Annotated in this window: 26 protein-coding genes; 22 read left to right on the forward strand and 4 right to left on the reverse strand. The window is 60.7% G+C overall.

Translation table 11 applies throughout. From position 1 onward, the window contains the following. Window positions 1–8: 8 nt before the first annotated feature. The 16 genes from rpsH (at window position 9) to dsbD (ending at window position 9,960) form a co-directional block, all read left to right on the forward strand. On the forward strand, window positions 9–404 hold the full coding sequence (rpsH, locus tag PI93_RS05125) for a 30S ribosomal protein S8 (RefSeq protein WP_010804123.1): 396 nt from the start codon (window positions 9–11) through the stop codon (window positions 402–404). Window positions 405–419: 15 nt separating this feature from the next. After that, on the forward strand, window positions 420–953 hold the full coding sequence (rplF, locus tag PI93_RS05130; RefSeq protein ID WP_039374934.1) for a 50S ribosomal protein L6: 534 nt from the start codon (window positions 420–422) through the stop codon (window positions 951–953). Window positions 954–964: 11 nt separating this feature from the next. Further along, window positions 965–1,330 (forward strand): 50S ribosomal protein L18, encoded by a 366-nt coding sequence (gene rplR, locus PI93_RS05135; protein ID WP_010804121.1) that lies wholly within the window; start codon window positions 965–967, stop codon window positions 1,328–1,330. A gap of 13 nt (window positions 1,331–1,343) precedes the next feature. Continuing rightward, complete coding sequence (gene rpsE / locus PI93_RS05140; RefSeq protein WP_010804120.1) at window positions 1,344–1,862, forward strand: 30S ribosomal protein S5; 519 nt, start codon at window positions 1,344–1,346, stop codon at window positions 1,860–1,862. A gap of 11 nt (window positions 1,863–1,873) precedes the next feature. Next, window positions 1,874–2,056 carry a 50S ribosomal protein L30 gene (gene rpmD, locus PI93_RS05145; RefSeq protein WP_010804119.1) on the forward strand — a complete coding sequence of 61 codons (183 nt, stop codon included), beginning with the start codon at window positions 1,874–1,876 and terminating at the stop codon, window positions 2,054–2,056. 11 nt (window positions 2,057–2,067) lie between these two features. After that, complete coding sequence (gene rplO, locus PI93_RS05150; protein WP_010804118.1) at window positions 2,068–2,502, forward strand: 50S ribosomal protein L15; 435 nt, start codon at window positions 2,068–2,070, stop codon at window positions 2,500–2,502. Between the two features lie 23 nt (window positions 2,503–2,525). Beyond that, window positions 2,526–3,863 (forward strand): preprotein translocase subunit SecY, encoded by a 1,338-nt coding sequence (gene secY, locus PI93_RS05155; protein ID WP_010804117.1) that lies wholly within the window; start codon window positions 2,526–2,528, stop codon window positions 3,861–3,863. Window positions 3,864–3,875: 12 nt separating this feature from the next. Beyond that, window positions 3,876–4,094 (forward strand): translation initiation factor IF-1, encoded by a 219-nt coding sequence (infA, locus tag PI93_RS05160; protein WP_010804116.1) that lies wholly within the window; start codon window positions 3,876–3,878, stop codon window positions 4,092–4,094. 19 nt (window positions 4,095–4,113) lie between these two features. Beyond that, window positions 4,114–4,230 (forward strand): 50S ribosomal protein L36, encoded by a 117-nt coding sequence (gene rpmJ / locus PI93_RS05165; RefSeq protein WP_010804115.1) that lies wholly within the window; start codon window positions 4,114–4,116, stop codon window positions 4,228–4,230. A gap of 35 nt (window positions 4,231–4,265) precedes the next feature. Next, window positions 4,266–4,631: a 30S ribosomal protein S13 gene (rpsM, locus tag PI93_RS05170; protein WP_010804114.1), complete on the forward strand. Its 366-nt coding sequence runs from the start codon at window positions 4,266–4,268 to the stop codon at window positions 4,629–4,631. An 18-nt stretch (window positions 4,632–4,649) separates the two neighbouring features. Then, window positions 4,650–5,054, forward strand: a complete 405-nt coding sequence (rpsK, locus tag PI93_RS05175) for a 30S ribosomal protein S11 (RefSeq protein ID WP_010804113.1) — start codon at window positions 4,650–4,652, stop codon at window positions 5,052–5,054. A 150-nt stretch (window positions 5,055–5,204) separates the two neighbouring features. Next, window positions 5,205–5,828: a 30S ribosomal protein S4 gene (gene rpsD / locus PI93_RS05180; RefSeq protein WP_039374931.1), complete on the forward strand. Its 624-nt coding sequence runs from the start codon at window positions 5,205–5,207 to the stop codon at window positions 5,826–5,828. 102 nt (window positions 5,829–5,930) lie between these two features. Continuing rightward, on the forward strand, window positions 5,931–6,908 hold the full coding sequence (locus tag PI93_RS05185; RefSeq protein WP_010804111.1) for a DNA-directed RNA polymerase subunit alpha: 978 nt from the start codon (window positions 5,931–5,933) through the stop codon (window positions 6,906–6,908). 155 nt (window positions 6,909–7,063) lie between these two features. Then, window positions 7,064–7,456, forward strand: a complete 393-nt coding sequence (rplQ, locus tag PI93_RS05190; protein WP_010804110.1) for a 50S ribosomal protein L17 — start codon at window positions 7,064–7,066, stop codon at window positions 7,454–7,456. A gap of 193 nt (window positions 7,457–7,649) precedes the next feature. Continuing rightward, window positions 7,650–7,982, forward strand: a complete 333-nt coding sequence (cutA, locus tag PI93_RS05195; RefSeq protein WP_039374989.1) for a divalent-cation tolerance protein CutA — start codon at window positions 7,650–7,652, stop codon at window positions 7,980–7,982. Further along, window positions 7,975–9,960, forward strand: coding sequence for a protein-disulfide reductase DsbD (dsbD, locus tag PI93_RS05200; RefSeq protein ID WP_236105666.1), 1,986 nt, complete (start codon window positions 7,975–7,977; stop codon window positions 9,958–9,960). Before cutA ends, dsbD begins: the two co-directional genes overlap by 8 nt. A gap of 265 nt (window positions 9,961–10,225) precedes the next feature. Here dsbD and hemB read toward each other — a convergent pair whose 3' ends face one another. Together hemB and yihA are read right to left on the reverse strand one after the other, a co-directional pair. Further along, window positions 10,226–11,224 carry a porphobilinogen synthase gene (hemB, locus tag PI93_RS05205; RefSeq protein ID WP_039374616.1) on the reverse strand — a complete coding sequence of 333 codons (999 nt, stop codon included), beginning with the start codon at window positions 11,222–11,224 and terminating at the stop codon, window positions 10,226–10,228. A gap of 604 nt (window positions 11,225–11,828) precedes the next feature. Next, a complete protein-coding gene (gene yihA / locus PI93_RS05210) occupies window positions 11,829–12,497 on the reverse strand; it encodes a ribosome biogenesis GTP-binding protein YihA/YsxC (RefSeq protein WP_039374618.1) in 669 nt (222 codons plus the stop codon). A 297-nt stretch (window positions 12,498–12,794) separates the two neighbouring features. Here yihA and PI93_RS05215 point away from each other — a divergent pair, with 297 nt between their 5' ends. The 5 genes from PI93_RS05215 (at window position 12,795) to PI93_RS05235 (ending at window position 18,957) form a co-directional block, all read left to right on the forward strand. After that, entirely contained in the window at window positions 12,795–13,451 is a 657-nt protein-coding gene (locus PI93_RS05215) for a c-type cytochrome (protein WP_039374620.1), read from the forward strand. A gap of 166 nt (window positions 13,452–13,617) precedes the next feature. Next, window positions 13,618–15,753 (forward strand): cytochrome c biogenesis protein ResB, encoded by a 2,136-nt coding sequence (locus tag PI93_RS05220; RefSeq protein ID WP_039374622.1) that lies wholly within the window; start codon window positions 13,618–13,620, stop codon window positions 15,751–15,753. Between the two features lie 11 nt (window positions 15,754–15,764). Beyond that, window positions 15,765–16,949 carry a c-type cytochrome biogenesis protein CcsB gene (gene ccsB, locus PI93_RS05225; RefSeq protein ID WP_039374646.1) on the forward strand — a complete coding sequence of 395 codons (1,185 nt, stop codon included), beginning with the start codon at window positions 15,765–15,767 and terminating at the stop codon, window positions 16,947–16,949. 209 nt (window positions 16,950–17,158) lie between these two features. Continuing rightward, a complete protein-coding gene (gene msrP / locus PI93_RS05230) occupies window positions 17,159–18,157 on the forward strand; it encodes a protein-methionine-sulfoxide reductase catalytic subunit MsrP (protein ID WP_039374623.1) in 999 nt (332 codons plus the stop codon). 11 nt (window positions 18,158–18,168) lie between these two features. Beyond that, window positions 18,169–18,957, forward strand: a complete 789-nt coding sequence (locus PI93_RS05235; protein WP_407945346.1) for a protein-methionine-sulfoxide reductase heme-binding subunit MsrQ — start codon at window positions 18,169–18,171, stop codon at window positions 18,955–18,957. On the opposite strand, the gene lysA is transcribed toward PI93_RS05235, so the two are convergent. Together lysA and lptM are read right to left on the reverse strand one after the other, a co-directional pair. Next, on the reverse strand, window positions 18,885–20,153 hold the full coding sequence (gene lysA / locus PI93_RS05240; protein ID WP_039374624.1) for a diaminopimelate decarboxylase: 1,269 nt from the start codon (window positions 20,151–20,153) through the stop codon (window positions 18,885–18,887). The two genes, PI93_RS05235 and lysA, sit on opposite strands and share 73 nt — an antisense overlap. A 64-nt stretch (window positions 20,154–20,217) precedes the next feature. After that, complete coding sequence (gene lptM / locus PI93_RS24775) at window positions 20,218–20,505, reverse strand: LPS translocon maturation chaperone LptM (protein WP_306439124.1); 288 nt, start codon at window positions 20,503–20,505, stop codon at window positions 20,218–20,220. On the opposite strand from lptM, the gene cyaY reads away from it, so the two are divergent. Then, a complete protein-coding gene (cyaY, locus tag PI93_RS05245; RefSeq protein ID WP_039374626.1) occupies window positions 20,504–20,824 on the forward strand; it encodes an iron donor protein CyaY in 321 nt (106 codons plus the stop codon). The two genes, lptM and cyaY, sit on opposite strands and share 2 nt — an antisense overlap. Window positions 20,825–20,880 lie beyond the last annotated feature (56 nt).

The following is a 20,880-nucleotide window of genomic DNA, read 5'->3' on the forward strand; positions in this document are numbered from 1 at the left end:
GAAGCACCATGAGCATGAGCGATCCTATCGCCGATATGCTGACTCGCATCCGCAACGCTCAGATGGTTGAGAAGGCATCGGTCAAGATGCCCTCGTCCAAGCTGAAGGTCTCGATCGCCAAGGTCCTCAAGGACGAAGGTTACATCGAAGACTTCGCGGTTGAAGCAGAAGAAACGAAGCCGGTGCTGAACATTGCACTGAAGTACTACGCTGGCCGTCCTGTGATTGAGCGCCTCGAGCGCGTGTCGCGTCCGGGTCTGCGTGTGTACAAGAGCCGCAACGACATCCCGCAGGTTATGAATGGCCTCGGCGTTGCTATCGTCTCGACCCCGAAGGGCGTGATGACCGATCGCAAAGCACGCGCCACCGGCGTGGGCGGCGAAGTCATCTGCTACGTCGCCTAACCGAGGAGAGTTGAAATGTCTCGAGTAGGTAAGAGTCCCATTGCACTGCCGAAGGGCGTTGAAGCAACGCTGGCTGGCAATGTGCTGACGGTCAAGGGCGCCCTGGGTTCGTTGACCCGCGGCATCAATCCCCTTGTGATCGTCAAGATCGAAGACGGCACCGTCACCTTCGCCCCGGCCGATGAAAGCCGCGAAGCGAATGCGCTGTACGGTACGGAACGGGCGCTGGTCAACAATATGGTGACCGGCGTGAGCAAGGGTTTCGAAAAGAAACTGCAACTCGTTGGCGTGGGTTACCGTGCCAAGGCTGAAGGTAACAACCTGAAGCTCGAGCTGGGTTTCTCGCACGATGTTGTGCATGCCATGCCGGAAGGCGTGAAAGCAGAGACCCCGACGCAGACGGAGATCATCATCAAAGGCGTTGATAAGCAACGCATCGGACAAGTGGCTGCGGAAGTTCGCGGTTACCGTCCGCCCGAGCCCTACAAGGGTAAGGGCGTCCGCTATGCGGACGAGGTGGTGATCCTCAAGGAAACCAAGAAGAAGTAAGGGTGCGAAACATGGACAAGAAACAATCACGTGTGCGCCGCGCTCGCCAGACTCGTATCAAGCTGGCAGCTCAGAAGGTGCATCGCCTTTCCGTGCATCGCACCAACGTGCACATTTACGCGCAAGTTTTCTCGGAAGACGGCACGCAAGTGCTGGCCAGCGCTTCGACGCTGGAAGCCGAAGTGCGCAAGGAACTGGGCGACAAGGAAGGCAAGGGTGGCAACGCTGCCGCTGCAGCGCTGATCGGCCGTCGTATCGCCGAAAAGGCGAAGGCTGCCGGCATCGAGAGCGTTGCTTTCGACCGCTCGGGCTTCCGCTATCACGGTCGCGTTAAGGCTCTCGCCGACGCTGCCCGTGAAGCCGGCCTCAAGTTCTAAGTAAGGATCCGTCATGGCAAAGATGCAAGCGAAAGTTCAGGCTGACGAACGCGACGACGGCCTTCGCGAGAAGATGATCGCGGTCAACCGTGTCACGAAGGTTGTGAAGGGTGGTCGTATTCTCGGTTTTGCCGCGTTGACCGTGGTTGGTGACGGCGATGGCCGCATCGGCATGGGCAAGGGCAAGGCGAAGGAAGTGCCGGTTGCCGTTCAAAAGGCAATGGAACAAGCCCGCCGCAACATGTTCAAGGTGCCCCTCAAGAACGGCACCCTGCAACACAACGTTCTCGGCCAGCATGGCGCCTCGCGCGTCCTGATGTCGCCGGCGAAGGACGGTACCGGTGTTATCGCCGGTGGCCCGATGCGCGCGGTGTTCGAGGTGATGGGCGTGACCAACGTGGTGACGAAGAGCCTTGGCTCGACGAACCCGTACAACCTGGTCCGCGCCACGCTCGACGGCCTGAAGAAACAATCGACTCCTGCTGACATCGCCGCCAAGCGTGGCAAGTCGGTGGAAGAGATCCTCGGCTAAGGGTGATCAATATGTCGCAGCAAACTGTGAAAGTTAAGCTGGTCAAGAGCCTGATCGGTACGCGTGAAGAACACCGCGCGACCGTCAAGGGCCTGGGCCTGCGTCGCCTCAATTCGGTCAGCGAGTTGCAGGATACGCCCGCTGTGCGGGGCATGATCAACAAGGTCTCGTACCTTGTGAAGATCGTCGACTGAGCGAGGGCAAAATGGAATTGAATTCGATTAAGCCGGCAGAAGGCGCCAAGCACGCCAAGCGCCGCGTTGGCCGTGGCATCGGTTCGGGTCTGGGTAAAACCGCCGGCCGTGGTCACAAGGGTCAGAAGTCGCGTTCGGGCGGCTTCCACAAGGTGGGCTTCGAAGGCGGTCAAATGCCGCTGCAACGTCGTCTGCCGAAGCGTGGTTTCAAGTCGCTGACGCGTCGTTTCGTGGGCGAAGTTCGCCTGGCCGACCTGAACAACCTGCCGGTCGACGAGATCGATCTGTTGGTTCTGAAGCAGGCTGGTCTGGTGAGCGAGCTGTCGCTGTCGGCCAAGATCATCGCCTCGGGCGAGATCACCCGCAAAGTCGTTGTGAAGGGTCTGGGCGTCACCAAGGGTGCGCTCACCGCCATTCAAGCGGCTGGCGGTTCGGTTGCAGAGTAAGTTAGGTCACCCCGGAGCCAGCATTGGCCAAGTCTCCTAATCTCGCTAAGCCTGGTACGCAGGGCCCGAAGTATGCGGATCTGCGTCGGCGGCTGGTTTTCCTGCTGCTGGCGCTGATTGTCTACCGTATTGGTGCGCATATCCCGGTGCCGGGCATCGACCCCGATCAGCTGGCGCAGTTGTTCCAGCGCCAGTCGGGCGGGATCCTGGGCATGTTCAACATGTTCTCGGGCGGTGCGTTGTCGCGTTTCACGATCTTCGCGCTGGGGATCATGCCGTATATTTCGGCATCGATCATCATGCAGCTGTTGGCGATGGTTTCGCCTCAGTTGGAAGCATTGCGTAAGGAAGGCCAGGCCGGACAGCGCAAGATTACGCAGTACACCCGGTATTTCACGGTGGTACTCGCGCTCTTCCAGGCTGCGGCGATCGCGGTGACGTTGGAAAGCGAGCCGGGGCTCGTCGTCGATCCGGGCATGTTGTTCCGCCTGACGACGGTGATCACGCTCGTGACCGGCACGATGTTCCTGATGTGGCTCGGTGAGCAGATCACCGAACGCGGCCTCGGTAACGGTATCTCGATCATCATCTTTGGTGGTATCGCGGCCGGTTTGCCGAATGCTGTGGGCGGTCTGTTCGAGCTCGTCGGTACCGGTTCGATCGGTCCGTTCTCGGCCATCGTGATCTGTGCCCTCGTGGTGCTCGTGACGTTCTTCGTCGTGTTCGTCGAACGTGGTCAGCGCAAGATCCTTGTGAATTACGCCAAGCGTCAGGTCGGCAACAAGGTGTACGGCGGTCAGGCTTCGCACCTGCCGCTCAAGCTGAACATGGCAGGCGTGATTCCGCCGATCTTTGCGTCGTCGATCATCCTGTTCCCGGCAACGATCGCGAATTGGTTCGGTGCGGGTGATAACGCGCGCTGGCTCAAGGATATCGCGGCGAAGTTGTCGCCGGGTCAGCCGATCTACGTGATGCTCTACGCACTGGCGATCGTGTTCTTCTGCTTCTTCTACACCGCACTGGTGTTTAACAGCAAGGAGACCGCCGAGAACCTGAAGAAGAGTGGTGCGTTTGTTCCGGGGATTCGACCGGGCGACCAGACTGCGCGATATATCGACAAGATCCTGACGCGCCTGACACTGGCCGGCGCAGCTTACGTCACCTTGGTGTGTTTGCTGCCTGAGTTCCTGGTGTTGCGTTGGAATGTCCCGTTCTACTTCGGTGGAACCTCACTGCTGATTATCGTGGTGGTGACGATGGACTTCATGGCGCAAGTGCAGTCGTATGTGATGTCGCAACAATATGAGTCGCTGCTCCGCAAGGCGAATTTCAAGGGCGGCAATAACATGACGCTTCGCTAATGATCCTGGATCATGTCGAAAGACGACGTTATTCAAATGCAGGGTGAGGTACTTGAAAACCTCCCCAATGCCACCTTCCGGGTAAAGCTGGAAAATGGCCATGTAGTACTCGGACATATTTCCGGCAAGATGCGGATGCATTACATCCGCATTCTTCCCGGAGATAAGGTGACGGTAGAGTTGACGCCCTACGATCTGTCGCGTGCGCGGATCGTCTTCCGGGCGAAGTGATTAGAGAGAGGGAATTGTCATGAAAGTTTTGGCATCTGTTAAGTGCATCTGCCGCAATTGCAAGTTTGTGAAGCGCAAAGGCGTGCTGCGCGTGATCTGCAGTTCGGATCCGCGCCACAAGCAACGTCAGGGCTAATCGGCCTTTAACGCTATTTAGTTGGGGAATTACGAATGGCTCGTATCGCAGGGGTTAACATCCCGAACCACCAGCACACCGCTATCGGCCTGACGGCTATTTACGGTGTCGGCCGCACGCGCGCTCGCCAGATTTGCGAAGCCGCCGGTGTGCCGTTCTCGAAGAAGGTCAAGGACCTCGACGACGCTGATCTCGAAAAGCTGCGTGATCAAGTCGGTCAATTGACGGTTGAGGGTGACCTGCGCCGTGAAGTGACGATGAACATCAAGCGCCTGATGGATCTGGGCTGCTATCGTGGCATGCGTCACCGCAAGGGCTTGCCGCTCCGCGGTCAGCGCACCCGTACCAATGCGCGTACCCGCAAGGGCCCGCGTAAGGCCGGCGTCTCGCTGAAGAAGTAACCAGAGGATAGGAAACTCATGGCTAAGCAACAGAACAACGCCGCTTCGCAGCGCGTTCGCAAAAAGGTCAAGAAGAGCGTTGCAGAAGGCGTCGTGCACGTCCACGCTTCGTTCAACAACACCATCATCACGATCACCGATCGTCAGGGCAATGCGCTGGCATGGGCGACCTCGGGTGGCCAGGGCTTCAAGGGTTCGCGCAAGTCGACCCCGTTTGCTGCCCAGGTTGCTGCTGAGTCGGCTGGCCGCGTGGCACTGGAATACGGCGTGAAGAACCTGGAAGTTCGCATCAAGGGCCCGGGCCCGGGTCGCGAATCCGCGGTTCGTGCGCTGAATGCGCTGGGTATCAAGATCACGGCCATCTCGGACGTGACGCCGGTCCCGCACAACGGCTGCCGCCCGCCGAAGCGTCGTCGTATCTAAGACGCTTCAAAATCCTGCTATAATCGCGGGTTCGCGCACGGTCTCGGCCGTGCGCGTAGCAATTTCTAAGACCACCGTCCGGTACATTGGTACCGGACTTGCGTAGTGGACAAAGTTCGCTGCGTCAAATTTTGAGATAAAGGAACAACCGTGGCACGTTATATCGGCCCGAAGGCCAAACTCTCCCGTCGTGAAGGTACCGACCTCTTCCTGAAGAGCGCACGCCGCTCGCTCGCCGACAAGTGCAAGCTGGATAGCAAGCCGGGTCAGCATGGCCGCACCTCGGGTGCTCGCACGTCCGACTACGGCAACCAACTGCGCGAAAAGCAGAAGGTCAAGCGTATTTACGGCGTGCTTGAGCGTCAGTTCCGTCGTTATTTCGCGGAAGCCGACCGTCTCAAGGGCAACACGGGTGAAAACCTGTTGCAAGTGCTCGAGTCGCGCCTCGACAACGTCGTGTACCGCATGGGCTTTGGTTCGACGCGCGCCGAAGCGCGCCAGCTGGTCGGCCACAAGGCGATCGTGCTGAACGGTGTTGTTTCGAACATCCCGTCGATCAAGGTCAAGGCCGGTGACGTGATCACCGTGCGCGAAAAGGCCAAGAAGCAAGTGCGTATTCAAGAATCGCTGTCGCTGGCTGAGCAAGTCGGTTTCCCGATCTGGGTTTCGGTTGACGCCAAGAAGATGGAAGGCACTTTCAAGGCACTGCCGGAACGTAGCGATATCGCGGGCGACATCAACGAAAGCCTGATCGTCGAATTGTATTCGCGTTAATCCGTATGCTGACGCGCCTCACGGCGCGTTTTGCGTTCCGTGCAGGTTGTCACCCATCAGCCTTATCGGTGTAACGAGCCGAGGGTATTGAAAAGGAAACCTATGCAAACCAGTTTGTTGAAGCCCAAGATTATCGCGGTTGAGCCGGTCGGTGAGCATCACGCCAAAGTCGTGATGGAGCCGTTCGAACGTGGCTACGGCCACACCTTGGGCAACGCGCTTCGCCGCGTGCTGTTGTCGTCGATGGTGGGCTACGCGCCGACCGAAGTGACGATCGCCGGCGTTGTGCATGAATACTCCACCATCGACGGTGTCCAGGAAGATGTCGTCAACTTCCTGCTGAACCTGAAGGGTGTCGTGTTCAAGCTGCATAACCGTGACGAAGTCACCGTTACGCTGCGCAAGGATGGTGAAGGTGTGGTGCGCGCTTCGGATATCGAAGTGCCGCATGATGTGGAACTGATCAACCCCGATCACGTGATCGCGCATCTGGCCAAGGGCGGCAAGCTCGACGTTCAGATCAAGATCGAAAAGGGTCGTGGTTATGTCCCGGGTAACGTGCGCCGTTATGGCGATGACTCGGCCAAGGTGATTGGCCGTATCGTCCTCGACGCGTCGTTCTCGCCGGTCAAGCGTGTGAGCTATGCGGTCGAATCGGCCCGCGTGGAACAGCGCACGGACCTGGACAAGCTCGTGATGAACATCGAAACCAACGGTGTGGTGTCGCCGGAAGAAGCGATCCGTCAATCGGCTCGCATCCTCGTCGACCAACTGTCGGTGTTCGCTGCGCTGGAAGGCACGGAAGCCGCCAGCGAAGCGCCGTCGCGTGCGCCGCAGATCGATCCGATCCTGCTGCGTCCGGTGGACGATCTCGAGTTGACGGTGCGTTCGGCCAACTGCCTGAAGGCCGAAAACATCTACTACATCGGCGACCTGATCCAGCGTACCGAGAACGAATTGCTCAAGACCCCGAATCTGGGTCGCAAGTCGCTCAACGAGATCAAGGAAGTGCTTGCCTCGCGTGGTCTCACGCTGGGCATGAAGCTCGAAAACTGGCCGCCGGCTGGTCTCGAGAAGTAAGGTGTGATGACATGGCCGCCTTCGGGTGGCCATGTTGCTACGTAAGTGCGGCGCGTCGGAATGTTCCGATACGGCCGATAGCGAAGGTACCGGCCCGCGGTGTTTGTCACCGATAGAAGAGCTAGGTCGAAAACTCTGTTTAAAGGAAAGTTGAAATGCGTCACCGTCATGGTCTGCGTAAACTGAACCGTACCAGCAGCCACCGTCTGGCAATGCTGCGTAACATGTCGAACTCGTTGATCCAGCACGAAGCGATCAAGACCACGCTGCCGAAGGCTAAGGAACTACGTAAGGTCGTCGAGCCCCTCATCACGCTTGGTAAGAAGGACTCGGTCGCCAACCGTCGTCTGGCGTTCAACCGCCTGCGCGATCGCGAAATGGTCACCAAGCTGTTCAACGAACTGGGCCCGCGCTTTGCGAACCGCCCGGGTGGCTACCTGCGTATCCTGAAGATGGGTTTCCGCGTGGGCGACAATGCACCGATGGCTTTCGTCGAACTGCTGGACCGTCCGGAAGTCGACACGGAAGCGCCGGAAGTCGCTGAGTAAGCGATTCGCGCAACGGTCTTTTCAAGATCGTCAGTCGTAAGAAAAAGCCAGGTCACTGACCTGGCTTTTTTGTTTTGAGGTGTTGTCCGAAGCCGTGACGGCATCGGTCCGAAAATCACGGGTTGATGACGCACGTTTCATGGCCTCGGTGTACAGTGAACAATCCTCACGTTTGAACGGTCTATCGCACACCATGGATGCCCTTCTTATCGTCATGACGACGTTTCCCGACGAGGCCAGCGCCGAAGCGGCGATCGACGGCATGCTCGCCGAGCAGTTGGCGGCGTGTGTGCAGCAAATGGCGCCGGTGCGCTCAAGTTATCGCTGGCAAGGAAAGCGCGAGACGAGTGTGGAAGTGCCACTCATGATCAAGACGACTGCCGCGCGTTATGGCGCGCTTGAGCAGTACATCAAAGCACATCATCCGTACGACGTACCCGAAATCGTTGCATGGCCAGCTACTGCGGCGTTGCCTGCCTATGCTCGTTGGGTCGAAGACGAGACCCGGGGGAAACTGCATGTCTGAGGCAATGAGCATGGTTGGGCCGCTGAACGTGAATACCATCGGTGAACAGAGGACATCGATACGACAACGCGTTGGGCGACTTTGGGCGCTGGCATGGCTGGCCGTGGCCCTTGCGCTTTCTCTGAGCGCGGGACATGCGCAAGCGGCCGACGATTTCCTCGATCCAGATGTCGCCTTCAAGGTGTCGAAGACGGAACAACCCGGGGCCGTTCTGCTGCATTTCGAGGTCGCCAAGGGGTATTACCTCTATCGCGAGCGATTTGCCTTCGCGGCGGACAACCCCGCTGTCACGCTCGGTACGCCAGTGTTTCCAAAGGGGGAGGTGAAGCACGACGAGACCTTCGGCAAGGACATGGAGGTCTATCACGAGCCCATCGACGTTCGTATTCCCGTCAGTCAGGTGAACGGCCCGTTCACACTGAATGTCACCATGCAGGGTTGTGCGGACAAGGGGTTGTGTTATCCGCCAATGGACAAGCCGCTCAAGATTTCGGCGGCGGTCGGCGGTGCAGCGGGCGGTAGCTCCAGTGTGGGTTCCTCGGCCGGGGCAGCTACGCAAGCGTTGCTTGGCGGGGGCTCGCCGGCGTCCAGCAGTGCGCCTGTTGCCGCAGCGGTGCTGACAGCATCGTCTGCGGGTACGGCGAGTGGCTGGTTGTCGGCGCGAGAGGACTACAGCGAAGCAGAGCGCATCCTCTCCGGCGGCAGCTTTGCGCTGGCGTTGGGCATCTTCTTCGTGCTCGGTATTGGTCTGGCCTTTACGCCATGCGTATTGCCGATGGTGCCGATCCTGCTATCGATCGTCGCCGGGCAAGAGGCCAGCCGCGGTAAGGCGATTCGTCTCGCTGTTGCGTATGTGCTCGGCATGGCTGTGGTGAACACTGTCATCGGCGTTGCCGCGGGGTTACTGGGGCAAGGCCTCATCGCGTTCTTGCAAGCACCGTGGGTGTTGGCGCTGTTCGCCTTGCTGATGGTCATCCTGTCGTTGTCGATGTTCGGGATGTACGAGATTCAATTGCCGTCAGGATGGCGGGCGAGGATCGACGACGCCGCCCGCAAGCAGAAGTCCGGTCAATGGATCGGGGCTGCCATGATGGGGGTGCTCTCGGGGCTGATCGTCAGCCCGTGTGTGACGGCGCCGCTGGCCGCCGCGCTCGCCTTCATCGCAAAAACGGGGGACGCCGTTTTCGGCGGTGCAACGCTCTTTGCATTGTCTCTGGGGATGGGGTTGCCGCTCGTGATTCTTGCCGGTGGTGGTGGTGCGTTGCTGCCGCGGGCCGGGGCGTGGATGGACGGTGTGAAGCGTTTCTTCGGTTTCCTGCTCCTCGGCGTCGCCCTGTGGATTATCCGGCCACTGCTGCCAACGCCAGTACTACTGTTGGGTGCGGGTGTTCTGCTATTGGTGGCGGCCACGTTCATGCGCGTCTTCGATACCTTGCCTGAAGGCGTGAGCGGCATGCGACGTCTTCTCAAGGGCCTTGGCGTTGCCGTCGCACTTCTCGGGGCTGTCGCGCTGGTGGGGGCCGCAGCGGGGGCGCGCGATCCGCTGGCGCCGTTGGCCGGATTGACGGCGGCTGCGTCCGGGAACGCGACAGCGAGTGCTGCGGCCGTTGAGGGCGTCAGGTTTCAGCGCGTACGCAGTGTGGCGGAACTCGAACAGGTCGTAGCGACGGCCGGGCGTCCGGTGATGTTCGATTTCTATGCAGACTGGTGCATCAGTTGTAAAGAGATGGAGCGATTCGTCTTCACGGATCCGAAGGTGAAAGCACGTCTCGATCAGATGGTGCTCGTGCAGGCGGACGTCACGGCGAACAATGCCGACGATCAGGCGCTGCTGAAGCGCTTCGGATTGTTTGGTCCGCCCGGCATCATCTTCTTCGACGGTGGCGGCAAGGAAGTGGCAGGTGCGCGTGTCATTGGCGCTCAGTCGGCAGAGCAGTTCCTGCGCAGCCTCGACAAGGCATACGGCCCGGCAGTCTGAGCTCCTGAGTCCTGAAGACGCTAAGACAATAAGACGCTCAGGCATTAAGGCAGTAACATGCGGCCAACGCGTGCGTCGGTGCGAGAGAATCTGCAAGCCGGGAATACGATTTCCGCGACGCAATGCAAAACGGCTAACCCAATCTTGGGTTAGCCGTTTTCATTTCTGTCCGGAGGATTGCATTAGCGGGTTTGTCGTGAGCCTGACGGCCGTGGCTCGCTCGGTCCAGCGTGCAAAATCTCACGGCTCGCGTTGTCCTTCGCCATCAGACTTGCGCGCGAATCAGGCGTGCGGCATCCAGTGCGAAGTATGTCAGGATGCCGTCTGCACCCGCGCGCTTGAACGCCAGCAGCGACTCCATCATCACCTTGTCGTGATCAAGCCAGCCATTCTGTGCGGCAGCCTTGAGCATCGCGTACTCGCCACTGACTTGATACGCGTAGGTGGGGAAGCGGAACTCATCCTTCACGCGGCGCACGATGTCGAGGTACGGCATGCCGGGCTTGACCATCACCATGTCCGCGCCTTCCTCGATGTCGAGCGCGACTTCGCGCAGCGCTTCATCCGAGTTCGCCGGGTCCATCTGATAGGTCATCTTGTTGCCCTTGCCCAGATTCGATGCCGAGCCGACGGCGTCGCGGAACGGGCCATAAAACGCCGATGCGTATTTCGCGGCGTACGCCATGATTCGCGTATGAATGTGGCCTGCCGACTCAAGGGCTTCGCGAATGGCGCCGATGCGTCCGTCCATCATGTCGGAAGGGGCGACGATGTCCACGCCGGCTTCGGCTTGTGTGAGGGCTTGCTTCACGAGGAGACGTGTCGTGACATCGTTGATGACGTAACCGTTTTCGTCGAGCACGCCATCTTGACCGTGGCTCGTGTACGGGTCGAGGGCCACGTCGGTCAGCACGCCAAGATCGGGGAAATTGCGCTTGAGTTCGCGCACGGCGCGCGGGATCAGGCCGTCGGGGTTGGTCGCTTCGATGCCATCGGGTGTCTTCAGCGACGTCTCGATATTCGGGAACAGTGCGATCACCGGGACGCCGAGCGTGACGCACGTATCGGCGACACGGAGCAACTCGTCGACGGAGACACGCTCAACGCCGGGCATGGAATCGACGGCCTCACGACGGTTTTCGCCTTCGAGCACGAATACCGGGTAGATGAGGTCGTCGCAAGTCAGGTGGTTTTCACGCATCAGACGGCGTGAGAAGTCATCGCGTCGCATGCGGCGCGGGCGAAGCAGGGGGTAGGAACTCATGCGATCGGTCCTTTGGACGGAGAGTGGTGCTTCGAAGATTCCCGAGAAATCGGTCGTGCAGACGCGTCCCGAAAACGAAGTGTCGTTGCGACTGGCTCAATGATTCCCTAAGAGGGAAGGCGCGCAAAAAAAGGCACTTGCCGGGAAACTTTCGAACGCATGGTATATCATACCAACCGGATGTTCGCACTGTGTGCGAGGGTCCCCCGCTTCTCCTCCCTGAGCGGGCGCCTGTCGTTCTACGATAAGGCTTATTTAAACCCGCCGTGCCTACACGGCGGTTTTTTTATGTGCGCGCGAATCGTCACGGCGAAGCCCCGACGGGCCGCGCTTTCAGGCAGATGCGAGAGACCTCATCCGTTCGGCTGAGGGCATGGTGACGCCGTCACTTGTGCACGCCAATTCCCGTTGACCTTACGAAGTCTTGCGTGACTCGCCGCGACGATTTGTCGCGCCCGTTAAGGCTGTCTGCCGTCTACCTTAGCGGTTGATCAACAGGTCGATGCCTCGGGGCAATGGCGTGGGGCGTTTGGGTGGGGCCAAGCCGGATGAGCAGGACTGAGGATGCGCCGATCCCTTGCGTGGACGAGGGATCGGGCAGGGATCACTTCTTGGCGGTGTCGCGTGCAGGAATGGCGAGCCAGCCTTCGAGTACGCGTTGTGCTTCGTCGAGGCCGATGCGCTTGAGCGACGAGAACAGTTGCGCCGTGAATTGTGGTGCCGTGTCAGGATCGTCGGCCGGAAGGCCGTCGGTGCGGGGCAGCGCAGCCAGGCGCTTTTGCGTGTCGCGCAGTACGACTGTCGCTTCCTGGCGCGTGAGCTTGTCCACCTTGGTTAGCAGCACATGGATCGGGCGGCCCGTGGTCTTGAACCAGTCGATCAACTTGCAATCGAGTTCGGTGAACGGACGGCGCGAGTCCATCAGAAGCACGAGGCCGCGCAGTTGCGGCCGTTGCACCAGATAATCGCCGAGGAGCTGCTGCCAGTGGACCTTCACGCCACCGCCGACCTCGGCGTAACCGTAGCCGGGCAAGTCGACGAGATAGCCGTACAGCTTATCGAGGTGGGCGATCTCGAAGTAATTAATGTGCTGCGTGCGTCCCGGCGTCTTGCTCGAGAAGGCCAGGCGCTTCTGGTTGCAGAGGATGTTGAGCGCGCTGGACTTGCCCGCGTTCGAGCGTCCCGCGAAGGCGACCTCGGGCACAGCCGTGGGCGGCAAATCGCGCAGATGATTGACGGTCGTAAAGAAGCGGGCTTGATGAAGTAGGGACATGACGGAAACCGGGGAGCGCCGCAGCCACAGGGAACGGGCCGCAACGCGGGTGCAGGGGCGCAAAACGGTGAGTTTGATGCCCACCGGCGACAAGCCGGGGAGCCCCGTTCTGCGGCCTTCTACATGGAAATCCCCTAAAGTCGGGGAAAGACTTTATTGTACAATATGAAAGTTAACCTTGGCCTTGCCAAGGCTTGCCCGAACGTCTCGCACGCCGTGAGGTTGGAGGAGAAACACGGCGTCGGACGGTGAGTTCGAACGACCGATTTCCCGACAAAACAGATATAAGGTGTGCGAATGAACCGAGGAGTGTGGAAGTCTCTCGCTGCAACACCGTTGGCGCTGGCATGCTTTCTACTGAGCGGTGCAGGACAAGCCGCCGAGCCTCAGACGCCTGCAAAACCAGACCTGAACCGGGGACAGGCGATTGCCAGTCAGGTCTGCGCCGCTTGCCACGCGGCAGACGGCAATAGTACCGGCGCCGCTTATCCGAAGCTCGCCGGTCAACACGCCGAGTATCTGGACAAACAGCTCCTCGATTTCAAGGCGCAACCCGGCAAAACGCCCGCGCGTAACAATCCCATCATGGCCGGCATGGTCGCGGCATTGTCCGAACAGGATATGCGCAACGTGTCCGCCTATTTCGCCTCGCAGACCGCGAAGCCGGGCGTAGCACGCAACAAGGACACGGTGCCGCTGGGCGAGAAGATTTACCGTGGCGGTCTGGCCGAGAAGGGCGTGCCTGCGTGCGCTTCCTGCCACGGGCCGACCGGTGCCGGCATGCCGTCGCAGTATCCGCGTCTCTCGGGGCAATGGGCCGACTACACGGCGGCCCAACTGGTCGCGTTCCGCGACGAAACCCGCAAGAACAACGCGCCGATGCATACCGTGGCCTCGCGGTTGTCGGACAAGGAAATCAAGGCAGTCGCGGATTACATCGCCGGTTTGCGCTGATCGGCAGCCCCGCCCTGACATCATGTGAACGTCAGGGTATATTCGCTGACTTATAACGAAACCAGCAGCGGCGCCGCAGAGCGACCGGATAGATCTGGTTTAGCATACACAGGGTGGCGGGCGCGTGAGATACGCGTCCCCGCCCTTTTTTGTTGTCGGAAACAGGATGAGCATCAGTACCTCCGGAATGCAGATCAAAGGCGCGCAACGATGGGTGCGCGACGGTGTCGAGCTGGTCAGCTCGATGCGCTTTGCCATCAGCCTGCTGAGCGTGCTTGCCATTGCCAGCATCGTTGGCACCGTGCTCAAGCAGGGCGATCCGTATCCCAACTACGTCAATCAGTTCGGTCCATTCTGGGCCGGCGTCTTTCGCTCAATCGGCCTGTACACGGTGTACAGCTCGTGGTGGTTCCTGCTGATCCTCTTCTTCCTCATGGCGTCGACGACGCTGTGTATCGTGCGCAACGCGCCGAAGATGGTCGCGGACATTCGTAGTTGGCGCGATCACGTGCGCGAGGGTAGCTTGCGCGCCTTCGGTCACAAGGCGGAGTTCTCCGGGCCGACCTCGCGGGGCGACCTGCTGCCGCGCCTCACGGGCTATCTCGGACATCGGGGTTACCGTTTCGTCGTGCGTGAGCGCGATGGCGCCACACTCGTCGCGGCCAAGGCGGGCGCGATCAACAAGATCGGCTACATCTTCGCTCACAGTGCCATTGTCATCATTTGTCTGGGGGGGCTGGTCGACAGCGATCTGCTGATTCGTGTGCAGATGGCGCTGTTCGGCAAATCGCCTTTGCAGGGCAATGCGGTGATCTCGCAGATTCCGGAAACGCATCGTCTTTCGCCGAATAATCCTGCGTTCCGCGGTTATTCGTTCGTGCCCGAAGGTGGCAAATCGACCACGGCGATCTTGAATTTCCAGGATGGCTCGGTCGTGCAGGATCTGCCGTTCTCCATCGAACTGAAGAAATTCCACGTCGACTACTATTCGACGGGTATGCCCAAGCTGTTCGCAAGCGATATCGTGGTCACCGACCCCGAGACCGGCAAGACGATGGATGCGACGGTGAAGGTCAACGAGCCGTTCATCTTCAAGGGTGTGGCGATCTATCAGTCGAGCTTCGAGGACGGTGGGAGCAAGCTGAAGCTGACCGGATATCCGATGCACGGCGCCTCGGACCGCACGTTCGCCTTCTCGGGCGACATTGGCGGCTCCACGCAACTGCGCGGCGGCGTGGCGGGCAAAGATGAATACACCGTCGAGTTCAGCGACTTTCGCGCAATCAACGTCGAGAACATCAGCAACGGCGGTGGCGAACGCGACGTGCGCGGCGTGGCCCGCAAGTCGTTGCGTGACGACCTGAGCGCACAGCTCGGCTCGGGCGCCCGCACGGATCTGAGCAAGGATCTGCGCAACGTAGGACCGTCGGTGCAATACAAGGTGCGCGATCGCAGCGGGCAGGCGAAGGAGTACCGCAACTACATGCTGCCGATTCTGGTGGGCGACGGCGAGCGTGTCTTCATGACGGGCGTGCGCGACACGCCGGACGGCCCGTTCCAGTACTTGCGCATTCCGGCGGACGCCGACGGTTCGGTCAAGCAATGGATGCTGCTGCGCGCCGCCCTTCAGGACGATAGTGCGCGTGCCGAAGCTGCTCGCCGTTTCGCCGCACAATCGCTGCCGGCGCAGACGTCGACGACGCTTCGCGATCAGTTGCAAGAGAGCGCCAAGCGCGAACTGGACCTGTTTGCCGGTGTGATTCCGGCAAGCAAAACGAGCCAGACGAAGGGCGGCTTGCAGGCGATTGCCGAGTTCGTGAACGAGAAGGTGCCGCAGGAGCAGCAATCCGCCGCCGCAGATATGTTCCGTCGCATTCTCGACGGTACGGTCTGGCAATTGTGGCAAGTCGCTCGCGAACAGGCCGGGCAGCCCGCCATGACGCCCTCGCCGGAGAACGAGCGCTTCGTGCACACGGCCACTAACGCGCTGTCCGACAACTTCCTGTACGACGCACCGGTCTTCCTGCAACTCGATTCGTTCGAACAGATCCAGGCGAGCGTCTTCCAGCTCACGCGCTCGCCCGGCAAGAAGATCGTGTATCTTGGCAGCTTGCTGCTGGTACTCGGCATCTTCTCGATGTTCTATGTACGAGAGCGGCGTCTGTGGATGTGGCTCAAGGACACACCGGACGGTGGCAGTTCGGTATTGATGGCCGTGTCGACGACACGCCGCACATTGGATTTCGAAAAGGAATTCGCCCGCACGAAGGCGGAGATCGACGAGATCGTCACGAAACGATGAAGGTGAGACAGATGGAGTTAACGCAAAGCTATTCGGAAGCCTCATGGCTGCGCCGCCGCAGCATCGGCGACTGGTTGTTTGCACTGGCCCTGGCGATCGGCGCGGGCTTTGCCCTCAATCGCTACGGCCACTACATGGATTACTACGAGCACACGATTCTGGTGCTCTCGGTACCCACCTTCGCGCTGCTCGGCTGGCATTGGCGATCCGTGCGCTGGCTGATGGCCGGGATCGCCATTCTCGCGCTCTCGGGCATTGGCTTGTATCAACATGATCTGGCGCGTGCCGATCAGGCGTTCCTCCTCAAGTACTTCCTCTCCAGTCAGTCGGCCATCCTGTGGATGAGCGCGCTGTTCTTCCTGGCGACGATTTTCTACTGGGGTGGCCTGATTGCACGTTCGCCGTTCGGCGCGAGTGTGGGCTCGTCGTTGTGCTGGGCGGCGGTGCTGCTCGGCTTCACCGGCATGATGGTGCGCTGGTACGAGTCGTATCTGGTGGGGGCCGACGTTGGCCACATTCCAATCTCGAACCTGTACGAAGTTTTCGTGCTCTTCTGCCTAATCACGGCGCTGTTCTATCTCTACTACGAGCGCCGTTATGAAACCCGCTCGCTCGGACCGTTCGTGCTGCTCGTGATCAGCGCGGCAGTCGGTTTCAACCTCTGGTACAGCGTAGCGCGCAGTGCCTATGAGATTCAGCCGCTGGTGCCGGCGTTGCAAAGCTGGTGGATGAAGATCCACGTGCCGGCGAACTTCATCGGTTACGGCACGTTCGCCCTTGCGGCGATGGTCTCGGTGGCATATCTGCTCAAGTCTGGCGAAAACAAGCGTCTGGCTGCGGCCGGCAAGCCGCTCGACAGCGGTTTCTTCTCATCGCGCCTGCCGTCGCTCGAATTGCTCGACGACGTGATGTACAAGGCCATCGCGGTGGGCTTCGCGTTCTTCACGATCGCCACGATTCTCGGTGCGTTGTGGGCTGCCGACGCGTGGGGTGGCTACTGGAGCTGGGACCCGAAGGAAACGTGGGCGCTGATCGTCTGGCTGAACTACGCCGCGTGGCTGCACATGCGTCTGATGAAGGGGCTGCGTGGTGCCGTGGCGGCGTGGTGGTCGCTGACTGGGCTGCTGATCACGACGTTCGCGTTCCTCGGTGTGAACATGTTCCTCTCGGGGTTGCACAGCTACGGACAGCTCTGAGGCGGATCGCCGCATCGGGCCCGCTTAGCAAGCCGCCGCACGCAGGTGCCGGCGGCTTTTTTCATCGTGTCGTATGATTTCCCGCAGCATCGTGGCGGGAACCGCGTCACCCGTCCGTCAGTCTTCATCGACAGTCGCATTCGCGCGTCGATGAGCATGCCAACGGCGGCGATACGGGTGAGGCAGAGGACAAGTCAGGGGAAAGCATCATGGGTACGAGCAAATCGCGTCTGCGTGGCGAAGACATTCCGGCGAGCAGCATCACGCCGCGTGAGGCCGTCACGGCGCGGCGGCGCTTCTTGCGCGTGTCCGGCGCGGGATTGACGGGATTGGGCGGTGCCGCCCTCGGCGTGCTGCCGCACGGCATGGCGTTCGCTGCCGATAGCCCCGGCACCGGCCTCGCAAAACTGACGGCGCCGCGCAACACCCGCTATGTGCTTACCGACAAGCCGACCGACATCAAAGACGTCACCACCTACAACAACTTCTACGAATTCGGGACCGACAAGTCCGATCCGGCACGTCGGGCGAGCACGCTCAAGCCGCGGCCGTGGCAAGTCGCTATCGAAGGCGAGGTGAAGCAGCCGAAGGTCTACGACATCGATGCGCTGCTCAAACTTGCCCCGCTCGAGGAGCGCGTCTATCGCCACCGCTGCGTCGAGGGTTGGTCGATGGTGATTCCGTGGATCGGCTACTCGCTCGCTGAACTCATCAGGCAAGTCCAGCCCACGGGCAATGCGAAGTATGTGGAGTTCGTGACGCTGGCCGATCCGAAACAGATGCCGGGCCTTTCGTACCCCGTACTGAGTTGGCCCTACGTGGAAGGCCTGCGCATGGACGAAGCAATGCATCCGCTTTCCCTGCTGACGTTCGGCCTGTATGGCGAAGTGCTGCCGAATCAGAATGGGGCGCCGGTGCGCATGGTGGTGCCGTGGAAGTACGGATTCAAGAGTGCCAAATCCATCGTGAAGATCCGTTTCGTCGAGAAAATGCCGCTGACGAGTTGGCATCGCGCCGCTCCGGACGAGTATGGTTTTTACTCCAACGTGAATCCCGACGTCGATCATCCGCGGTGGAGTCAGGCGACCGAGCGGCGCATCGGCGATGGCGGCATCTTCACACCCAAGCGCAAGACGCTGATGTTCAACGGGTACGGTGAGCAGGTCGCCGGCCTGTATCAGGGCATGGACCTGCGTAAATTCTTCTGAGCCGATATCTCGTGTCGATCACGCCATCCGGGTCGAGCGAAGCGCGCGACTTGAGCGATTCGGGCGACGTGCCCGGCGCTACCGCTGCCGATAAGCCTGCTCGCGCGGCCGGCCGCGCGACGTCACGCGTGCAACGCTGGATGCCGTGGGCGAAAGTGGCTGTATTCCTGTTGGCGATGGTGCCGTTGCTGCGGCTCGTCGCCTATGGACTGATGGATAGGCTGGGTGCGAATCCTGTCGAGTTCATTACCCGCTCGACAGGTACCTGGACGCTGGTGATGCTCTGCATCACGCTCGCGATCACGCCGGTGCGTCGCGTGTCGGGACAGGCGTGGCTACTGCGCTTTCGCCGCATGCTCGGGCTGTTCGCGTGCTTCTACGGCGCGCTGCATTTCGCAACGTACTTCTGGCTGGATCAGTGGTTCGACTGGACGAGTATCCTGCGCGACGTGTCGGGCAAGCGTCCGTTCATTACCGTGGGATTCGCGGCGTTCGTGCTGATGGTGGCGCTGGCGCTGACGTCGCCGCATGCGATCGTGCGACGCATGGGCGCAAAGCGCTGGCAGCGGCTGCATCGCCTGATTTACGCGATTGCCGTGCTGGCGATTCTGCACTACTGGTGGATGAAGGCGGGCAAGAACGATCTTGCCCAGCCGGCGATCTATGCGATCGTGATGACAGCCTTGCTCGGCGCCCGTCTGTTCTGGGCGCTTCGCAGGCAGCGGGGTCAGGCGTTGTCGGGCAACAGCCGTTCGCCGGCGAACAACGATTCGACCGTCTCACGTTCGCGCACGAGGTAAGCCTCGTTGCCGTCGACCATGACTTCGGCGGCACGCGGACGCGTGTTGTAGTTGGAGCTCATCGTGAAGCCGTAGGCACCTGCCGAGCGGATCGCGAGCAGGTCGTCCGGGCCGATGGCCAGCGCACGATCGCGGCCGAGCCAGTCGCCGCTTTCGCAAACGGGGCCCACGACGTCGTAGGTCACGGCATCGGCGGCCCGACGCACCACCGGATCGATCCCGTGATAGGCCTCGTACATCGCCGGGCGTGCGAGATCGTTCATGGCCGCATCGACGATGGCGAAATTCTTCGTCTCGCCGTGCTTGAGGAATTCCACGCGCGTGAGCAGCACGCCGGCATTACCGACGAGCGAGCGGCCCGGTTCGAACAGCACCTGACGATGGCCATGGCCGCGCTTGGCGATGTGATCGAGCAGCGTGGTGGCGAATGCGGTGATGTCGGGCGGCGTTTCGTCCGTGTAGGTGATGCCCAGGCCACCGCCAACGTCGACGTGGTGCAGTGAGATTCCCGCAGTTTCAAGCTTTTCGACGAGATCGAGAATCTTGTCGGTGGCGTCGAGATACGGCGAAATTTCCGTGATTTGCGAGCCGATATGGCAGTCGATGCCGACGACTTCGAGGTTTGGCATGGCCGCCGCGGCGCGATAGGCGTCGAAGGCTTCTTCGTAGGCCACGCCGAACTTGTTGCCGCGCAGACCTGTGGAGATATACGGGTGCGTCTTGGCGTCGACGTTCGGGTTCACACGTAGCGATACCCGCGCGCGCTTGCCGGCCTGCCCGGCCACGTCATTGAGCCGGTCGAGTTCCGGACGCGATTCCACGTTAAAGCAGAAAACATCCTTTTCCAGCGCGTAGCGCATCTCGTCTGCGTGCTTGCCGACGCCCGAGAACACGGCGCGCTTCGGATCGCCACCTGCCGCGATCACGCGAGCGAGTTCACCGGCCGACACGATGTCGAAACCCGCGCCAAGCTTGGCGAACACGCCGAGCACGGCGAGGTTCGAGTTGGCCTTGGCGGCGTAGTGCACGGCGGCGTTGCGGCCTTCGCAGGCTTTGGCGTAAGCCTGATAAGCGTTCGTCAGGGCCGCTTTCGAATAGACATACAGCGGCGTACCGAAACGCTCGGCGAGGGCGGGCAGAGCAACGTTCTCGGCGTGGAGCACGTCGTCGCGGTAGGAGAAGATGGCGTCGGACATCGGAAAAACTCGGTAATCAACTAGAGCACGCTGGCAAGGCGGAGGGCTTTCGGCCTGTCGCTGCTTATTCCGGTTTGGCCGCAGGCACTGAAGCGGCCGGCGGCACATCGACCGAAGGCCCGCGCTGCGGCTCGGGCACGCGCTGCGGCGGCGGCAAAGGCGCCCCCGGCGGCGGTGCTGGTTTCGCCGGCCGGGCGGGCAGGTACAGCGGCCCGGCCTGACCGCAGCCCGCTAACACGCTCAAAAGGGCAATCGAGGCTACAATCGCGCAGGTTCGAATAGGTGCAGTCATTGGGGGTATCGCCGCGTGGTGCGGCATGCGAACGATGACGCAAAGCGTGGAGTTTAGCATGACGGAAAGTGAATTCCTGGCGCTCGCCGAGGCAGTCTTGGCGCAGGTGGAGGCGGCTGTCGAGGGCAGCGACGTAGATATCGATTGCGAACGCACGGGCAACGTCCTGACGCTCGAATTCGAGGACGGCAGCAAGATCATCGTCAATCTGCAAACGCCGATGAGCGAAATCTGGGTGGCCGCGCGCTCTGGCGGCTTCCACTACCGCCTCAAGGGTGACGAGTGGCGTGACACCCGCGACGATTCCGAACTGTTCGAAGCGCTGTCGCGCTTTGCGTCGCAACAGGCGGGCGAGACGGTCACGTTACAAGCCGACTGACAAAAAAATCGCGGCGCCGCCCCTTTGCGTGAAAGGGCAATGCGCCGCGTGTGATG

It is taken from the genome of Pandoraea fibrosis (assembly GCF_000807775.2).
In the GTDB taxonomy this organism is placed as follows: domain Bacteria; phylum Pseudomonadota; class Gammaproteobacteria; order Burkholderiales; family Burkholderiaceae; genus Pandoraea; species Pandoraea fibrosis.